The organism is Phocaeicola acetigenes, from assembly GCF_027529745.1.
GTDB lineage: Bacteria > Bacteroidota > Bacteroidia > Bacteroidales > Bacteroidaceae > Phocaeicola > Phocaeicola acetigenes.
The window spans coordinates 398,294-415,282 of sequence record NZ_JAPZVM010000002.1; the positions used below are offsets into that span (position 1 = coordinate 398,294).

At 42.5% G+C, this 16,989-nt stretch carries 12 protein-coding genes; 9 read left to right on the forward strand and 3 right to left on the reverse strand.

Translation table 11 applies throughout. The features are described from left to right. Positions 1-68: 68 nt before the first annotated feature. Together O6P32_RS04255 and O6P32_RS04260 are read right to left on the reverse strand one after the other, a co-directional pair. Positions 69-1,067, reverse strand: coding sequence for a DUF4435 domain-containing protein (locus O6P32_RS04255; RefSeq protein WP_178265734.1), 999 nt, complete (start codon positions 1,065-1,067; stop codon positions 69-71). Positions 1,068-1,078: 11 nt separating this feature from the next. Continuing rightward, on the reverse strand, positions 1,079-1,903 hold the full coding sequence (locus tag O6P32_RS04260; RefSeq protein WP_178265735.1) for an AAA family ATPase: 825 nt from the start codon (positions 1,901-1,903) through the stop codon (positions 1,079-1,081). A 79-nt stretch (positions 1,904-1,982) separates the two neighbouring features. Between O6P32_RS04260 and O6P32_RS04265 the strand changes: the two genes are divergently transcribed. The 3 genes from O6P32_RS04265 (at position 1,983) to O6P32_RS04275 (ending at position 6,230) form a co-directional block, all read left to right on the forward strand. Then, the gene (locus tag O6P32_RS04265) at positions 1,983-3,872 is read left to right on the forward strand and encodes an AAA domain-containing protein (RefSeq protein ID WP_269876986.1); all 1,890 of its coding nucleotides are present in this window, start codon (positions 1,983-1,985) and stop codon (positions 3,870-3,872) included. A 91-nt stretch (positions 3,873-3,963) separates the two neighbouring features. Beyond that, the gene (locus O6P32_RS04270) at positions 3,964-5,562 is read left to right on the forward strand and encodes an aspartate:alanine exchanger family transporter (protein ID WP_178265737.1); all 1,599 of its coding nucleotides are present in this window, start codon (positions 3,964-3,966) and stop codon (positions 5,560-5,562) included. 155 nt (positions 5,563-5,717) lie between these two features. Further along, a complete protein-coding gene (locus O6P32_RS04275; RefSeq protein WP_269876988.1) occupies positions 5,718-6,230 on the forward strand; it encodes a hypothetical protein in 513 nt (170 codons plus the stop codon). 78 nt (positions 6,231-6,308) lie between these two features. On the opposite strand, the gene O6P32_RS04280 is transcribed toward O6P32_RS04275, so the two are convergent. Then, complete coding sequence (locus O6P32_RS04280; RefSeq protein ID WP_269876989.1) at positions 6,309-7,484, reverse strand: mechanosensitive ion channel family protein; 1,176 nt, start codon at positions 7,482-7,484, stop codon at positions 6,309-6,311. A 205-nt stretch (positions 7,485-7,689) separates the two neighbouring features. Here O6P32_RS04280 and O6P32_RS04285 point away from each other — a divergent pair, with 205 nt between their 5' ends. The 6 genes from O6P32_RS04285 (at position 7,690) to thrC (ending at position 16,898) form a co-directional block, all read left to right on the forward strand. Further along, on the forward strand, positions 7,690-8,577 hold the full coding sequence (locus tag O6P32_RS04285) for an electron transfer flavoprotein subunit beta/FixA family protein (RefSeq protein ID WP_269876990.1): 888 nt from the start codon (positions 7,690-7,692) through the stop codon (positions 8,575-8,577). A gap of 5 nt (positions 8,578-8,582) precedes the next feature. Then, positions 8,583-9,602 carry an electron transfer flavoprotein subunit alpha/FixB family protein gene (locus O6P32_RS04290; RefSeq protein ID WP_178265741.1) on the forward strand — a complete coding sequence of 340 codons (1,020 nt, stop codon included), beginning with the start codon at positions 8,583-8,585 and terminating at the stop codon, positions 9,600-9,602. Continuing rightward, positions 9,602-11,308 carry an acyl-CoA dehydrogenase family protein gene (locus O6P32_RS04295; protein ID WP_269876991.1) on the forward strand — a complete coding sequence of 569 codons (1,707 nt, stop codon included), beginning with the start codon at positions 9,602-9,604 and terminating at the stop codon, positions 11,306-11,308. The genes O6P32_RS04290 and O6P32_RS04295 overlap by 1 nt, the downstream gene beginning before the upstream one ends. A gap of 635 nt (positions 11,309-11,943) precedes the next feature. Continuing rightward, on the forward strand, positions 11,944-14,376 hold the full coding sequence (gene thrA / locus O6P32_RS04300; protein WP_269876992.1) for a bifunctional aspartate kinase/homoserine dehydrogenase I: 2,433 nt from the start codon (positions 11,944-11,946) through the stop codon (positions 14,374-14,376). A gap of 4 nt (positions 14,377-14,380) precedes the next feature. Then, positions 14,381-15,592, forward strand: a complete 1,212-nt coding sequence (locus O6P32_RS04305) for a cofactor-independent phosphoglycerate mutase (protein ID WP_269876993.1) — start codon at positions 14,381-14,383, stop codon at positions 15,590-15,592. Between the two features lie 4 nt (positions 15,593-15,596). Beyond that, positions 15,597-16,898 carry a threonine synthase gene (gene thrC / locus O6P32_RS04310; RefSeq protein WP_269876994.1) on the forward strand — a complete coding sequence of 434 codons (1,302 nt, stop codon included), beginning with the start codon at positions 15,597-15,599 and terminating at the stop codon, positions 16,896-16,898. Positions 16,899-16,989 lie beyond the last annotated feature (91 nt).

A 16,989-nucleotide genomic window follows, 5' to 3' on the forward strand; every position in this document is an offset into this window, starting at 1 on the left:
CTTGTTTTAAGCTTGGTCTAAATGTTACTTACATCAGATTCTATCAATGTAAATCAATGTAATCTTATTCAGTGTATTTTTTTCAGAAAACGCTCTACATCTTGTTGAATCATATGATAGAGTGGTGAATTTCTGTAATTGGGATTTTTGTGGATGACCAATTCTACTCCTACCTGACTGCGTTGGTAGCTGACAAGCTCATTATGTAATTGTATATTATGCAGTGCCAACTCATGTATCTGTTGTTCGCGCTCGCGTCGTAATATAGTACATACGGGTACGAGTAGTTTTAACACTACATTATCCATAATGTGATGCCCCTGAATAAACATATAGGTATTTTCGGGGTATACTCCTAATGTCTTAAATTCACTTTTCATTTCTTCTATTTCATGAAGGGCATTCGCATGTTTCCGCTCTAATTCGTGTAACTTCCGATTGACTTTTTTAGCCATAACTTCCAGACTACGCTCCGGATGTCGTATACTTACGTGGTCAAGTTTCACTTGTGAACAAAAGTCGAGTAAAGAGAATTCTGATAAGTTATGTTTACGGTAAAACCATACAGACCAGATAAAAAGAGGATAAGCTATTTGGGAGTATAGTTTCATAAAAGCAGGAAAGTCGATGAGAGAATGGTCATTCAGAGTTGCAGTTACACACACTTCATGCAAACCTTCTGCATAGCAATGGTAATTTTCTATGGCATAGGCATAAGTCTGAAAAACATAAGGGTTGTTGTTAATGTATTGAGAAGTCTGAGTCCTTCCTTGAAGAAGATAGTCATAGTCACTGTCTACACAGGCAATCATATTTTCTCCCAATTGTTTTCCCAATTGGTTCATTAATACAGTCTTCTTTCCTTTAGCTAATGAGTTGGCAGAGGGAAGCATGACTTCGAAATAAAGATTCTCATTTTCATAATCGGCAAGCAAGGAACGCCAAAATGATATATCTTCGTAGCTTTCTACGTATGCTACGACTTTTCTTCTTGCATGTTTGGGCTTTAAACTATTAGCTGCTCCAATGTATAAAGAAGAAAGATTTTCAGTCAATCTCTTTCCCATAGTGTGAAAATTTAAAGAGTGGTAATATCACTAACTTCTGTCACGGCATCTACCCAGCCATTCATAATGACAGCAGGAGAATGAGTCGTAAGTATAATTTGTACATTAGGATTGAGACTACGTATCATACCAATCAGTTTTTGCTGCCATTCGATGTGTAGAGAGATTTCAGGTTCGTCCATAAACAGGGCACAAGATTTATTGTCTTGTACTAAGACGGTAAGCAATATTACAAGCATTTGTTTTTCACCTGAAGACAATTGATAAGGAGTCAAAATATCTCCATCTTGTTCGAATAATATTTCGTTGCTCTTACGGATAATCTTCTTATCGGTTTCGCTGAACAGTTCGTCTATCAAGTCCTGGAACTTGGTCTTAGGCTTTGAAACTTGTGTAGCTTTAGCCTGATCTTCAATGATTCCTGAGGTCAGCAGTTCAATGATACGGTTCCCTATGTTCACTTGATAGTCCAGATAACGTCGCTGTAATTGATAAAGTTGCCAGTCTAACTCTGTTTTGACTTGTTGGTTTCCGATTTTTCCTAAAAGGTCGGCATTGATGAGCGGACGGTCAAAACTCCGAATGACATCAAAATGAATATAGGTTGCATCTTCAGGAGAAAAGACGAACACTACTCCCGGTTTAACTCCATTACTTAGAGAACCTCCTTCCAGCTCTGTTAAGCTACGTACAGAATTGTTTAAAATCGTACTTTTCCCGATTCCATTTACTCCACTCAGAATATTGACATCGGCACGTAGATTCCATGAAATATTTTTGCGTCCCCAAAGACCTTTTATTTCAATACGTTTAATGTAGTCAGCTTCCTTTTTCATGGTTGTATCCTATTTGCTTTCTAACAAAATTAGCAATTAATATGGAAACTTGTATCTTTGCGTAGATTAAAATATGTGTATGAAAGAAAATTCTACAATATCTTCCCCTGTTCTTTATCTGCAAAAGCAATATGAATTGCTGCAGAAAGAATATGACTACGAGAAAAAACAGTTCGAACAGCAAACAGAGTTGATGGGCATCGGACGTAAAATCAAACGTGGTATGTGCTGGTATCCGCTGAATATAGGGCGTAACTATTACAATGCCTTGAACCAACTGGTTGTGGAAGTGGAGCGGAGAGAGGATAAAGACATTGAACATCAGTTTGAGTATGGGCGTCCGGTGTGTTTTTTCACGCAAGATGCATCGGGTAAGCTGAATTATCTTCACTTTATAGCTACTGTAAGTTATGTAGACGAAGACCGTATGGTTCTAGTGCTACCTGGAGTGGATGCATTGCTGGCTTTGCAGAATAAGGAAGTGTTGGGGATACAGTTATATTTTGACGAAACCAGCTATCGAACCATGTTTGAGGCTTTGAAGCAGGTTATTGCTGCAAAAAATAACAGGTTGGCGGAGTTGAGAGATTTGTTTCATGGAAGCAGGCAGGCTTCTGTTTATTCTTTTCAACCTGTCCGTTTCCCTTGGTTGAATGCAGCACAGGATGAGGCCGTTAATAAAGTATTGCATGCTAAAGATGTAGCAATTGTACATGGACCTCCCGGAACAGGAAAGACTACTACGTTGGTGGAAGCTGTTTACGAAACGTTGCATCGTGAAAATCAAGTTCTGGTTTGTGCACAAAGTAATATGGCTGTCGACTGGATCAGTGAAAAACTGGTAGACAGAGGAGTTAGTGTATTGCGTATAGGTAATCCCAGTCGGGTAAACGATAAAATGCTTTCGTTTACTTACGAGCGTCGGTTTGAGTCGCATCCGGATTATCCTCAATTATGGAGTATCCGGAAAGCGATTCGCGAACTATATGCTCGTGTCGGAAAAGGTACAGATAGAGAGACTGTCCGCTTAAAGATAAACTCTCTTAAAGACCGTGCTACGGAATTGGAAATACGTATTAATGAAGCATTGTTTGCCGATGCCCGTGTGATAGCTTGTACGTTGGTGGGAAGTGCCAACCGGTTGTTGGTTGGACAAAAGTTTGGCACTTTATTTATAGATGAGGCGGCACAAGCTTTGGAAGCTGCTTGCTGGATTGCCATACGAAAAGCGGACAGGGTGATATTGGCGGGCGACCATTGTCAGTTGCCACCTACGGTAAAAAGTCCGGAAGCTTTGCGTGGAGGTTTGGGAAATACTCTGATGCAGGCTATCGTAAGTAACAAACCGGATACGGTATCACTTTTGAAACTTCAATACCGTATGAATGAAGAGATCATGCGCTTTTCATCGGACTGGTTCTATCATGGGCAACTCCGTTCTGCTCCAGAAGTGAAATACCGTGGAATTCTTGATTTTGATACTCCGATAGAGTGGATTAATACAGAAGGAATGGATTGCAATGAAGAGTTTGTCGGTGAGAATTATGGGAGAATCAACAAACAGGAAGCTGAACTTTCTGTACAAACATTAAAGGAGTATTTACAGAAGATAGGAAGAGAGCGCATTCTCGAAGAGCGAATTGATGTCGGATTAATATCCCCCTATAAGGCACAGGTGCAATATTTACGGCAACTGATTAAAAAAGATACTTTCTTTAAGCCCTACCGTTCGGCTATTACAATAAATACTGTCGATGGGTTTCAAGGACAGGAACGGGATGTCATTTTGATTAGTCTGGTGCGTGCAAATGAAGAAGGACAGATTGGTTTTCTGAATGATTTGCGTCGTATGAATGTGGCCATGACCCGAGCCCGTATGAAGCTGATTATATTAGGAGATGTTTCCACCTTGACACAACATCCGTTTTACCGGAAATTATACGAATATATAGAGGAATTGAATGAGTAAGTAATTTTCTTGTTTGTTATGAATCAATGACTTGGACGATTCAAAGGAAAGTCGTATATTTGATTCCAAAACAATTAATCAATTAAAACTTATGTTAATCGACTTATTACAATCGTCTTATTTCTCCGTCTTCTTGATCGTGGCGTTGGGTTTTATGCTTGGACGTATCAAGATAGGCGGATTGTCTCTCGATGTATCAGCCGTTATTTTTATAGCCTTGGCATTTGGTCATTGGGGTGTTTCCATTCCAAAAGAATTGGGAAATTTTGGATTGGTATTGTTTATTTTTACCATTGGCCTTCAGGCAGGACCCGGATTCTTCGATTCTTTCCGAAGTAAAGGAAAAACATTGATTTTGATTACATTGCTTATTATTGCATCTGCTTGTCTTACGGCGGTTGGCTTGAAATATGCATTCAATATAGATACTCCTAGTATTGTAGGACTGATAGCCGGTTCTCTTACCAGTACACCGGGGTTGGCTGTAGCTATTGACAGTACCCAGTCTCCATTGGCCTCTATTGCGTATGGTATTGCATATCCATTTGGGGTAATCGGTGTTATTTTATTTGTAAAACTATTGCCTAAGTTGTTGCGTGTCGACTTGGAGCAAGAGGCGCGTCAGCTGGAAAAAGAACGTCGTAGTAGTTTTCCAGAATTGGGAACCTGTCTGTTTCGGGTTACTAATTCTGCTGTATTTGGACGTACATTGGCACAGCTTAATATCCGTGTAATGACGGGAGCGGTAATCTCTCGTTTGAAACGTGGAGAAGAGATTATGATTCCTACAGCCCATACAACGGTAGAAAAAGACGACTGTATTCAGGCTGTCGGCAGCGAAGAGTCCTTGAATAATCTGGCCTTGATGTTGGGAGAACGTGAAGAAGGAGAACTTCCTTTGGAGCATACACAGAGTATCGAATCGTTGCTGCTTACCAAAAAAGATATGATCAACAAGCAACTGGGCGATTTGAATATGCAGCGCAATTTTGGATGTACCGTTACGCGTGTACGTCGAAGTGGAATTGATTTGTCTCCCTCGCCTGAACTGGCTCTGAAGTTTGGTGATAAATTGATGGTTGTAGGAGAAAAGGAAGGTATTCAGGCAGTTGCCCGTATGTTGGGAAATGATGCAAAACGTCTTTCCGATACAGATTTTTTCCCGATAGCAATGGGTATTGTGCTTGGAGTTTTGTTTGGTAAACTGAATATATCTTTTGGTGGAGGAATGTCTTTCTCTCCGGGTTTAACGGGAGGAGTCTTGATTGTGGCTCTTCTTTTAAGTGCAATCGGAAAAACCGGACCTATTCTTTGGTCTATGTCTGGACCGGCCAACCAGTTGCTCCGTCAGTTGGGACTGTTGCTTTTCCTGGCAGAAGTTGGAACTTCAGCGGGTAAGAATTTGGTTTCTACATTTCAGGAAAGCGGTTTCCTGCTGTTTGGAGTAGGAGCATTGATTACTCTCGTTCCGATGCTGATAGCTGCATTGGTAGGACGTTTGGTCTTTAAGATCAGTTTGCTTGATTTGCTGGGAACCATTACCGGAGGAATGACCAGCACACCCGGTTTGGCTGCAGCCGACTCGATGACCGATAGTAATATCCCGGGAGTAGCTTATGCTACTGTCTATCCTATAGCCATGGTATTCCTTATTTTGTTTATTCAGTTTATAGCGATGTTCCTGGTGTAGAAAATACAGTATAGAAAAAAGAGAGATTGTATTCTGCAGAAGTGTATGCTTTGCAGAATACAATCTTTTTTTATTCCTTTCTGTTCTTATATTTCAATTTTATTTCAGAATTACCCTCCTACATTTGCATCAGAAATCTTAAATAATGGAATCTTATGAAAGAAATGATGAAAAAGTATACTGGTATTGCATTAGGTACAGTGTTAGGAATATTGACTTTGTCGAGTTGTGATAAAGACGACGATCATGTAGGGGCAAATCCTCCTGATGAGGTGAAACAGGTCTTCGAAGCTCAATATCCAAATATGAACCCTAAGTGGGATTTTGAGTGGGGTAATTATGAGGCTGAGTTTTTTTATACAGGAACTCATGCAGAATGGAATATGCCGCTGAACCGTGTAGAAGCTGAGGCCTTTTATACATCCGGAGCACAATGGATAAAGACTGAGTTTGATGTGACAAGTTATTACTCTGTAGCAGCCGATCAGGTTGTGATTCCTGCAAAGGTGCGGGAAACAGTTGCACGGGAAGCAGGAGGAAGGCACGTGGATGAAGTGAAAATCATTGATCTGCCTCAGGGAGAAACCGATTTTTATCGGGTAGAAATAGATAATGAACCGAATGATGTTTATCTCAATGTAAAGTTTGACGGTTCTTTGTTTCAATAAACGGCTTGTGTAAGAAAGGAAAGGAGGTAAAACCACTCATATAATCGGGTTTTACCTCCTTTCTTGTTTATAGTTGGGCTATCTGTTGATGTCTCTGCCCGAAGGACGCTGATAAACACGTAGTCCAAATTCCGGAATCATGGCCAGCAGATGATCGAAAATCTCTCCCTGTATTTCTTCGTATTGCTTCCAGTCGGAAGTATTAGAGAAACAATAAACTTCCAGAGGAAGTCCTTCCGAAGTGGGTTGCATCTGTCGTACCATAATCATGAGTTCTTTATGCGTTCGCGGGTGAGCTTTCAGGTAATTTTGCAGATAGTCTCTGAATACCTGTAAATTCACAATTTGGTTGTTCTCATCTTTTTCTATCCACCCTTTCGATTTAAAATAACTTCTTTCTTCGGGAGTGCAGAAATGAATTGTATTCAGATCGATGAAAACAGAGCGTTTGATACGTCTGCCTCCTGTTTCGCGCATTCCCCTCCAGTTTTGGAAAGAATCACTCACCAAAGCATAGGGAGGAATGGTGGTAATTGTCTTGTCGAAGTTTCGTACTTTTACGGTAGTAAGAGATACTTCCAGTACATCACCGTCGGCACCATATTTAGGCATGGTAATCCAGTCGCCCGGCCGTAACATATCATTGGCAGATAACTGGACTCCTGCCACCAGTCCCAATATACTGTCTTTGAAGATTAACATTAAAATGGCTGCCGAAGCTCCCAATCCTGCCAGAATGCTGGTTGCATTTTTATCAATCAGAATGCTGATGATAAGAATTAGACCTACTCCTATGACTATCAGTTGAATCATCTGGTAAATACCTTTCAGCGGACGATTTTTTAACCGTTCATGTTCGCTGGATATTTCATAAAGAGAGTCGAGAAAACTGCCTATGAGTTTTACCGTCATGACTACAATATAAATCAGACAGGCCTTTAATAACAGATTTAATATGTGGGGAGAATCGTTGAAGGCAAATGGCAGCAACAGATACCATACAAGTGGAGGTATGAGTAAACAAAAGCTGTGCATCATTCTGTCATTAAACAGATAGTCGTCCCAGGTAGCTTTGGTTTTGGCGGTTACTTTTTGTATGATGGGAACAATTAAATGCCGGAAGCCCATGCTGATGAGATACGAAAGAAGTAAAATACCTACGATAAATATAATCTTGGTTGTCCAGTTGGATTGTGCAGGCTGGATGCCCCAATTGCACAGTTGCTGACTGATATCTTCTGAAATAGTATGCATGATATTTTATATTGATATACGGATAGCAAATATACAAGCTTTTCAAAATTTAGGATAACATTGTTTTTTATATTTCTGTTGATATTTTGCCTTGTGATGCTCAATTTAACAAACTTTGTGCATTTTCCTTCCATATCTTTTTGCAGAATGAATGGTTTCATTAAATTTGCCGCCAATTAATTACTAATACTAAAATATTAATCGAATGGGCTTGAAAATTGTAGTATTGGCAAAACAAGTACCTGACACTCGCAATGTAGGGAAAGATGCCATGAATGCCGACGGAACGGTGAACCGTGCGGCTCTTCCGGCTATCTTCAATCCGGAAGACTTGAACGCCTTGGAACAGGCACTCAGACTGAAAGACACACATCCTGGCTCTACCGTGACTATCTTGACTATGGGACCGGGCCGTGCCGCAGAAGTTATTCGTGAAGGTTTATATAGAGGTGCCGACAACGGCTATTTGCTGACAGACCGTGCTTTTGCCGGAGCTGATACACTTGCTACATCGTATGCGTTGGCTACTGCTATTCGTAAAATAGGTGAATATGACATTATTGTAGGTGGTCGTCAGGCTATCGATGGAGATACTGCACAGGTAGGTCCTCAGGTAGCAGAAAAACTGGGATTGCCTCAGGTAACATACGTAGAAGAAATTCAGGAGGTAAAAGACGGACGCATCCGTGTAAAACGTCATATCGACGGAGGTGTGGAAACTGTAGAGGCTCCATTGCCTATTGTGCTGACTGTAAACGGTAGTGCTGCTCCATGCCGTCCGCGTAATGCAAAACTGGTGCAGAAGTACAAACGTGCACTGGGCGGACAGGAAAAGGCTGCATTGGCAAAAGAAGGCGTAGAACTTCCATATGCTTCTTTGTATGAAACTCGTCCTTATCTGAATATTGTAGAATGGAGTGTAGCCGATGTAAACGGAGACACTAAACAATGCGGATTGTCAGGTTCACCTACTAAGGTAAAGAAGATTGAAAATATTATCTTCCAGGCTAAGGAAAGTAAGACACTGACAGGAAGTGATGCAGATGTAGAGAATTTGATTGTTGAACTGTTGGCTAACCATACTATCGGATAAAGACTATGAATAACGTATTTGTATATTGTGAGATGGAAGGCAAACATGTTGCCGATGTCAGTCTCGAACTTTTAACCAAAGGTCGTAAGTTGGCCAATCAGTTGGGATGCCAGCTGGAAACAATCTGTGCCGGCAGCGATCTTACAGATGTAGAAAAACAAGTATTGCCTTACGGAGTAGACCGTGTACATGTATTCGATGCTCCGGGCTTGTTCCCTTATACTTCACTCCCTCACACTTCTATTCTTGTCAACCTGTTTAAGGAAGAACAACCTCAGATCTGTCTGATGGGTGCTACCGTTATCGGTCGTGACCTGGGTCCGCGTGTATCTTCTGCACTGACAAGTGGTCTTACTGCCGACTGTACTCAGTTGGAAATCGGAAACCATGAAGACAAGAAGAACGGAGTTACTTACGAAAATCTGTTGTATCAGATTCGTCCGGCATTCGGTGGTAATATTGTAGCTACCATTATCAACCCCGAACATCGTCCTCAGATGGCTACCGTACGCGAAGGAGTGATGAAAAAAGAAATTGTCGATGAAAACTATCAGGGCGAAGTAATCCGTCATGATGTAGCGAAGTATGTTCCGGAAACAGACTACGTGGTAAAAGTAATCGACCGTCATGTAGAAAAGGCCAAACATAATCTGAAGGCAGCTCCTATTGTCATTGCCGGCGGATATGGTATGGGTAGCAAAGAAGGCTTCGATATGTTGTTCGAACTGGCTAAAGAACTTCATGCAGAAGTGGGTGCCAGCCGTGCTGCTGTAGATGCCGGTTTCTGCGATCACGACCGTCAGATTGGTCAGACTGGTGTGACTGTTCATCCTAAACTGTATATCGCTTGCGGTATCTCTGGTCAGATTCAGCACATTGCCGGTATGCAGGATGCAGGTATCATTATTTCTGTAAACAATGATCCGAACGCACCGATCAATTCAATTGCAGATTATGTAATCAACGGAACAGTAGAGGAAGTGGTTCCGAAATTAATCAAGTATTATAAAAAGAATAGTAAGTAATGGCTAACTTTTATACAGAACATCCGGAATTACGCTTCCATCTGAACAACCCGTTGATGGAGCGTATCTGCGAACTGAAAGAACGCAGTTATAGAGATAAAGACGAGTACGACTATGCACCGCAGGACTATGCCGATGCAATCGACTCTTACGATAAAGTATTGGAAATTACCGGAGAAATTACCGGTGAAGTAATTGCTGCCAATGCAGAAGGAGTAGACGAAGAAGGACCACACTGTGCAAACGGTCGCGTGGAATATGCTTCGGGAACTAAAGCAAACCTCGATGCCATGGTGAAAGCCGGTCTGAACGGTATGACTATGCCACGCCGTTTCGGTGGATTGAACTTCCCTATCACTCCGTATACCATGTGTGCGGAAATCGTAGCTCAGGCAGATGCCGGCTTTGGTAATATCTGGTCGCTGCAAGACTGTATCGAAACATTGTACGAGTTTGGTAACGAAGATCAGCACAGCCGTTTCATCCCTCGTATCTGTGCAGGTGAAACCATGTCTATGGACTTGACCGAACCGGATGCAGGTTCGGACCTTCAGAGCGTAATGCTGAAAGCTACTTACGATGAGGCTAACAACTGCTGGCGTCTGAATGGTGTAAAACGCTTCATCACAAACGGTGATGCACATTTGCACCTGGTATTGGCTCGTTCGGAAGAAGGAACTCACGACGGTCGTGGTCTGTCTATGTTTATTTATGACAAGAACGACGGTGGTGTAGATGTACGCCGCATCGAAAACAAGTTGGGTATTCACGGTTCTCCTACTTGTGAGTTGGTATACAAAAATGCGAAAGCTGAACTTTGCGGCGAACGTAAGTTGGGCTTGATTAAATATGTAATGGCTTTGATGAACGGTGCCCGTCTGGGTATTGCTGCACAGTCGGTAGGTTTGAGCCAGGCTGCTTACAACGAAGCTTTGGCATACGCTAAAGACCGTAAACAGTTCGGCAAGGCTATCATCGAATTCCCGGCAGTATACGATATGCTGGCTACTATCAAGGCTAAACTGGATGCCGGACGTGCTTTGCTGTATCAGACTTCACGCTATGTAGATATTTACAAGGCTTTGGACGATATTGCCCGTGAACGTAAACTTACTCCGGAAGAACGTCAGGAACAGAAACGCTATGCGAAACTGGCAGACAGCTTTACTCCGCTTGCCAAAGGTATGAACTCTGAATATGCCAACCAGAATGCATACGACTGTATCCAGGTACACGGTGGTTCAGGTTTCATGATGGAATATGCTTGTCAGCGTATTTATCGTGATGCACGTATCACCAGCATTTACGAAGGTACTACTCAGTTGCAGACTGTGGCTGCTATCCGTTATGTGACTAACGGTTCATATGCCGCTACTTTGCACGAATACGAATTGATTCCATGCGCTCCTGAATTTGAAGGATACATGAACCGTATCAAAGACATGACCCGTAAACTGGAAGCATGTACCAATGCGGTGAAAGAGGCACAGAATCAGGAATTGCTCGATTTCGTGGCACGTCGTCTGTACGAAATGGCAGCAGTATGTGTAATGAGCCATTTGTTGCTGCAGGATGCTACCAAAGCTCCGGAGCTGTTTGCACAATCACTCAATGTATACGTAAACTATGCAGAATCTGAAGTTGAGAAACACTTCAACTTTATTCGCAAGTTTAATGCCGAGGAATTGGCTGCGTATCGCAAATAAAGATTTTTTTTATAGTATAGGTTAAATTGACAGGCTGTACTTCGAGGATTTTTTCCCCGTTGTACAGCCATTTTTTTTGCAGGTAGAAGAAAAGTCAGGGAACAAATGTTGTATGATGTGGATGGATTGTATCTGTTTGTATTGTCGGTATATAATTGCCGTCGTTGGCTGCGCAAACGGCATCGTTGAACGGTGATTTGTCGTCGTCGGCTTTGTATCCGACGTCGTCGAATATAGACGAGTTGCTGTATGAACCAGACTTTCTTTATAGAACTAAAGATGTTATTATTCGATACTTTTTAATCTATTAGATGGTGTAGTTGATGTAAATGTGGCAAAAAAACAGTAAAATCTGTTTGTTTGTAGAAAAATGTTCTTATATTTGCCACAGACTAAAAAATCAATAAGTGAATATCTACTATCGTAACATGACACAGACCGGGATGGGGTGGATGATGACCACTACATCGACCTTTGGGATGACCCCTCTGGGGGGAAGATAGTATATATGGTGTTTCTACGTGATACACGCTTGCGTGCGCAAGCATATTCTTTTTTATCATTCATTTTTTTTCTTTTTTGAACTTTATTTTCCTGCATGTATATCGGGGAAAACAGGCTAAAAATATAAGAGCATGAAAGTATTGAAATTCGGCGGAACATCTGTTGGATCGGTCAACAGTATGTTGAGTGTAAAAAAAATAGTCGAATCGGTAGACGATAAGGTTATAGTAGTCGTATCGGCATTAGGAGGAATTACAGATAAACTGATTCATACATCGAAAATGGCTGCAGCCGGTGATTCGGCGTATGAGAAGGAAATGAAGGAGATTGTCAACCGCCATATCGAAATGGTATATACAGTCATTCCTGCCGGGAAAGCACGTGAAGTTTTATTGGATCAGGTCAACGAGCTGTTGAGCGAATTGAAAAATATCTTTCAGGGTATTTTCTTGATTCATGACCTTTCTCCCAAAACCTCTGCTACAATAGTAAGCTATGGAGAACGTCTTTCGTCTATCATTGTGGCTACACTGATAGAAGGAGCCCAGTGGTTCGATTCACGTACTTTTATCAAAACCGAAAAGAAGCATAACAAACATATACTCGACTCGGAACTGACGAATCGTCTGGTAAGAGAGACTTTCAAGGAAGTTCCCCAGGTAGCACTGGTACCCGGTTTTATTTCTACAGATAAGGATACCGGAGAAGTGACCAATTTGGGACGTGGAGGTTCGGATTATACAGCTTCTATTCTGGCTGCGGCTCTGAATGCGGATATTCTGGAGATATGGACCGATGTGGATGGTTTTATGACTGCCGATCCCCGTGTCATCAGTACTGCATATCCTATTACCGAACTGAGTTATGTGGAAGCAATGGAGTTGTGTAACTTCGGAGCCAAGGTGGTTTATCCGCCGACCATTTATCCGGTATGCCATAAAAACATTCCTATTCTGATAAAGAATACATTCAATCCGGATGCTCCCGGTACTATTGTCAAGCAGCAGGCCGATCATTTTTCAAAACCTATCAAAGGTATTTCTTCTATTAATGATACCTGCCTTATTACCATGACCGGATTGGGTATGGTGGGTGTGATTGGAGTCAACCACCGTATTTTCAAGACCTTGGCAGAAAATGGTATCAGTGTCTTCCTGGTATCACAGGCTTCTTCGGAAAACTCAACCTCTATCGGGGTACGTACAGAAGATTCGGCTTTGGCATGTAAAGTGCTGAATGAAGAGTTTGCCAAAGAAATTGAAATGGGAGAAATCTCGCCGATGATGGCAGAAAGCGGACTGGCTACAGTGGCTATTGTAGGAGAGAACATGAAGCATACTCCGGGAATTGCAGGTAAACTGTTTGGTACGCTCGGACGAAACGGTATCAATGTCATTGCCTGTGCACAGGGAGCATCGGAAACAAACATTTCTTTTGTGGTAGAAGGTGATTCTTTGCGTAAGACTCTGAACGTGATTCACGATTCTTTCTTCCTGTCCGAATATCAGGTGCTGAATCTGTTCATTTGCGGAATCGGTACGGTAGGACATAGCTTGATTGAGCAAATCAACAGTCAGCAGGAGAAATTGAAGCAGGAGCGGGGACTGAACTTGAAAGTGGTAGGTATTGCCAACGGACATTATGCATACTTTACCCGCCGCGGAATAGACTTGAATAACTATCGTAAGGAACTGGAGGAGAAAGGTGTTCCTTCTTCGCCTCAGGTTTTGCACGACGAGATTATTGGCATGAATATATTCAACTCTGTATTTGTGGATTGTACTGCCAATGCTTCCATTGCCGGACTGTATAAAGATTTTCTAAGCCATAATATTTCGGTTGTAGCAGCCAATAAGATAGCCGCTTCTTCGGAATACGATGTCTATGCAGAACTGAAGTCTATTGCCCGCCAGCGTGGTGTGAAATTCCTTTTCGAAACCAATGTGGGTGCAGGACTTCCGATTATCAATACCATCAACGACCTTATCAACAGTGGCGATAAGATTCTTAAGATTGAAGCGGTGGTAAGTGGTACGCTGAATTATATCTTCAATACCATCAGCGAGGAAGTACCTTTGAGTGAAACAATCCGTAAAGCAAAGGAAGAAGGCTATTCGGAACCCGATCCGCGTATCGACCTGAGTGGAAAGGATGTCATCCGTAAACTGGTTATCTTGGCTCGTGAGGCCGGATATAAACTGAGTCAGGAGGATGTGGAGAAACATCTCTTTATTCCGGATTTTTGCTTCGAAGGCTCGTTGGACGATTTCTGGAAGAATGTCAAAACGTTGGATGCTGATTTTGAAGCCCGTCGCAAGAAATTGGAAGCCGAAGGAAAACGCTGGCGCTTCGTGGCAAGCCTGGACAATGGAAAAGGTGTAGTTTCCTTACAGGAAGTAGACAGTCGCCATCCATTCTATAATCTGGAAGGTAGCAACAATATTATTTTGCTCACTACCGAGCGATACAATGAATACCCTATGCTCATTCAGGGATACGGAGCCGGTGCCAGCGTAACTGCAGCCGGTGTGTTTGCCGATATTATGAGCATTGCAAATATTTAGAACAATGAAACACATTATTATATTAGGCGATGGCATGGCCGATTGGGCCGTACCTTCATTGGAAAACCAGACTTTGTTGCAGTATGCACAGACACCGTATATGGATAAATTGGCCGCAATGGGGCGTTGTGGTATGTTGAAAACAGTAGCTGATGGATTTCATCCGGGGAGCGAAGTTGCCAATATGTCGGTATTGGGATACGATTTACCTAAGGTATACGAAGGGCGCGGGGTGCTTGAGGCTGCAAGTATAGGGGTTGAACTTTGTCCGGGGGATTTGGCCTTGCGCTGTAATATAGTATGTGTGGAAGGGGAAACCTTGAAAAACCATTCGGCCGGACATATTACCACGGAAGAGGCTGATGTGCTGATTCGTTATTTGCAGGAACATTTGGGCACGGACCGTATTCATTTTTATACCGGAGTACAGTATCGCCATCTGCTGGTAATAAAAGGAGGAGATAAAAGATTGGTTTGTGTACCTCCTCACGATATTCCGTTGCAGCCTTTTCGTCCGAATATGGTGCGTCCGGCTTGTGCTGAGGCAGAAGAAACTGCACGTTTGCTGAACGAGCTGACACTTCGTTCGCAGGAACTGCTGGCTTCTCATCCGCTGAACCTGAAGCGAATGGCAGAAGGAAAAGATCCGGCAAACAGTATTTGGGCATGGAGTCCGGGCTTCCGTCCGCAAATGGAGCCTTTGTCACAGAAATATCCGGAGATAAAGAAGGGAAGTGTCATTACAGCTGTCGACTTGATTCGCGGAATTGGTCGTTATGCAGGTTTACGCTGTATTGATGTAGAAGGAGCAACAGGGCTCTATGATACGAATTACGAAGGAAAGGCACATGCGGCTATCGAAGCTTTGCGGACAGACGATTTTGTGTATTTGCATGTCGAAGCAAGTGATGAGGCCGGTCATGAGGGAAATGTAGCCTTGAAATTGCAGACGATAGAAGATCTGGATAGCCGTATTGTAAAACCTGTATATGAAGCTGTGAAGGAATGGGACGAACCGGTAGCGATTGCTGTGTTGCCCGATCATCCTACTCCTTGTGAGTTGCGTACTCATACAGCCGAACCGATTCCTTTCCTTATTTACTATCCGGGTATAGAACCCGATGAGGTGCAGACATACGATGAAGTTTCCTGCAAACAGGGGGCGTATGGCACACTTGAGAGAGATGAGTTTATGAATGAATTTATGAAATACTGACCTTATGAAATACTATAGTACCAATAAAAAGGCTCCTTGGGCCACACTAGAAGAAGCGGTAGTAAAGGGTCTTGCTGCCGATAAAGGCTTGTATATGCCGGAGGTGATAAAGCCGTTGCCTTCTTCCTTTTTTGAGGAAATAGAAAAAATGTCTTTTCAGGAGATTGCCTGTCGGGTAGCTGATGCGTTTTTTGGCGAAGATGTACCGGCAGAAACTCTGAAACAGATTGTATACGATACATTGAGTTTCGATGCCCCTGTTGTTCAGGTAAAAGACAACGTATATGCTTTGGAACTCTTTCATGGTCCTACATTGGCCTTTAAGGATGTGGGCGGACGTTTTATGGCTCGCTTGCTGGGGTATTTTATCCGGAAAGAAGGTAAAAACCAAGTGAACGTGCTGGTTGCTACTTCCGGTGATACAGGTAGTGCCGTAGCCAATGGATTCCTGGGAGTGGAAGGTATTCATGTGTATGTACTGTATCCGAAAGGTAAGGTCAGCGAGATACAAGAAAAGCAGTTTACTACACTGGGGCAGAATATTACCGCTATCGAGGTAGACGGTACATTCGACGATTGTCAGGCATTGGTGAAGAATGCTTTTATGGATAAAGAATTGAATGAGCACATGCAGCTGACTTCTGCCAATTCAATCAATGTGGCACGTTTCCTTCCTCAGGCTTTTTATTATTTTTATGCTTATGCGCAGATGAAGAAAATAGGCAAGGCCGACAATCTGGTGATTTGTGTGCCCAGCGGTAACTTCGGTAATATTACTGCCGGACTCTTCGGAAAACGGATGGGGCTGCCAGTGAAGCGTTTTATTGCAGCTAATAACCGGAATGATATCTTCTATCAGTATTTGAAGACAGGAGAATACCGCCCTCGTCCGTCGGTATCGACTATTGCTAATGCAATGGATGTGGGAGATCCTAGTAACTTTGCCCGTATTCTCGATTTGTATGAAGGAAGTCATGACGCAATTGCTTCAGAAATCAGTGGTGAAACGTATACCGATGAGCAGATACGTGATACCGTACAGCAGGTATACGAAGAAACCGGTTATCTGCTCGATCCGCATGGAGCGTGTGGCTACAAGGCTTTGGCACAGGAATTGAAAAACGATGAATATGGTGTCTTCCTTGAAACGGCCCATCCGGCTAAGTTCCTTCAAACAGTAGAGGGTATCATCGGACATGAGGTAAAGATTCCTGAAAAACTTCAGGCCTTTATGAGAGGTGAAAAACAGAGTGTACCGATGTCGAAAGAGTTTTCTGCTTTCAAGAATTATTTATTGAAACAGTAATGGAAACAGTTATAGACTTCCTGTCGAATGATTCGTCAGGAAGTTTTTTTATGTTTTTACAGAAGCTCTTTCCATTAGATAGACTCTGTCT

What these genes read in the sequence shown, in the direction of transcription:
- O6P32_RS04255 (WP_178265734.1), bottom strand. Translation starts at nt 1,067, where the DNA reads ATGGGAAAGAGATTGACTGAAAATCTTTCTTCTTTATACATTGGAGCA.
- O6P32_RS04260 (WP_178265735.1), bottom strand. Translation starts at nt 1,903, where the DNA reads ATGAAAAAGGAAGCTGACTACATTAAACGTATTGAAATAAAAGGTCTT.
- O6P32_RS04265 (WP_269876986.1), top strand. Translation starts at nt 1,983, where the DNA reads ATGAAAGAAAATTCTACAATATCTTCCCCTGTTCTTTATCTGCAAAAG.
- O6P32_RS04270 (WP_178265737.1), top strand. Translation starts at nt 3,964, where the DNA reads ATGTTAATCGACTTATTACAATCGTCTTATTTCTCCGTCTTCTTGATC.
- O6P32_RS04275 (WP_269876988.1), top strand. Translation starts at nt 5,718, where the DNA reads ATGAAAGAAATGATGAAAAAGTATACTGGTATTGCATTAGGTACAGTG.
- O6P32_RS04280 (WP_269876989.1), bottom strand. Translation starts at nt 7,484, where the DNA reads ATGCATACTATTTCAGAAGATATCAGTCAGCAACTGTGCAATTGGGGC.
- O6P32_RS04285 (WP_269876990.1), top strand. Translation starts at nt 7,690, where the DNA reads ATGGGCTTGAAAATTGTAGTATTGGCAAAACAAGTACCTGACACTCGC.
- O6P32_RS04290 (WP_178265741.1), top strand. Translation starts at nt 8,583, where the DNA reads ATGAATAACGTATTTGTATATTGTGAGATGGAAGGCAAACATGTTGCC.
- O6P32_RS04295 (WP_269876991.1), top strand. Translation starts at nt 9,602, where the DNA reads ATGGCTAACTTTTATACAGAACATCCGGAATTACGCTTCCATCTGAAC.
- thrA (WP_269876992.1), top strand. Translation starts at nt 11,944, where the DNA reads ATGAAAGTATTGAAATTCGGCGGAACATCTGTTGGATCGGTCAACAGT.
- O6P32_RS04305 (WP_269876993.1), top strand. Translation starts at nt 14,381, where the DNA reads ATGAAACACATTATTATATTAGGCGATGGCATGGCCGATTGGGCCGTA.
- thrC (WP_269876994.1), top strand. Translation starts at nt 15,597, where the DNA reads ATGAAATACTATAGTACCAATAAAAAGGCTCCTTGGGCCACACTAGAA.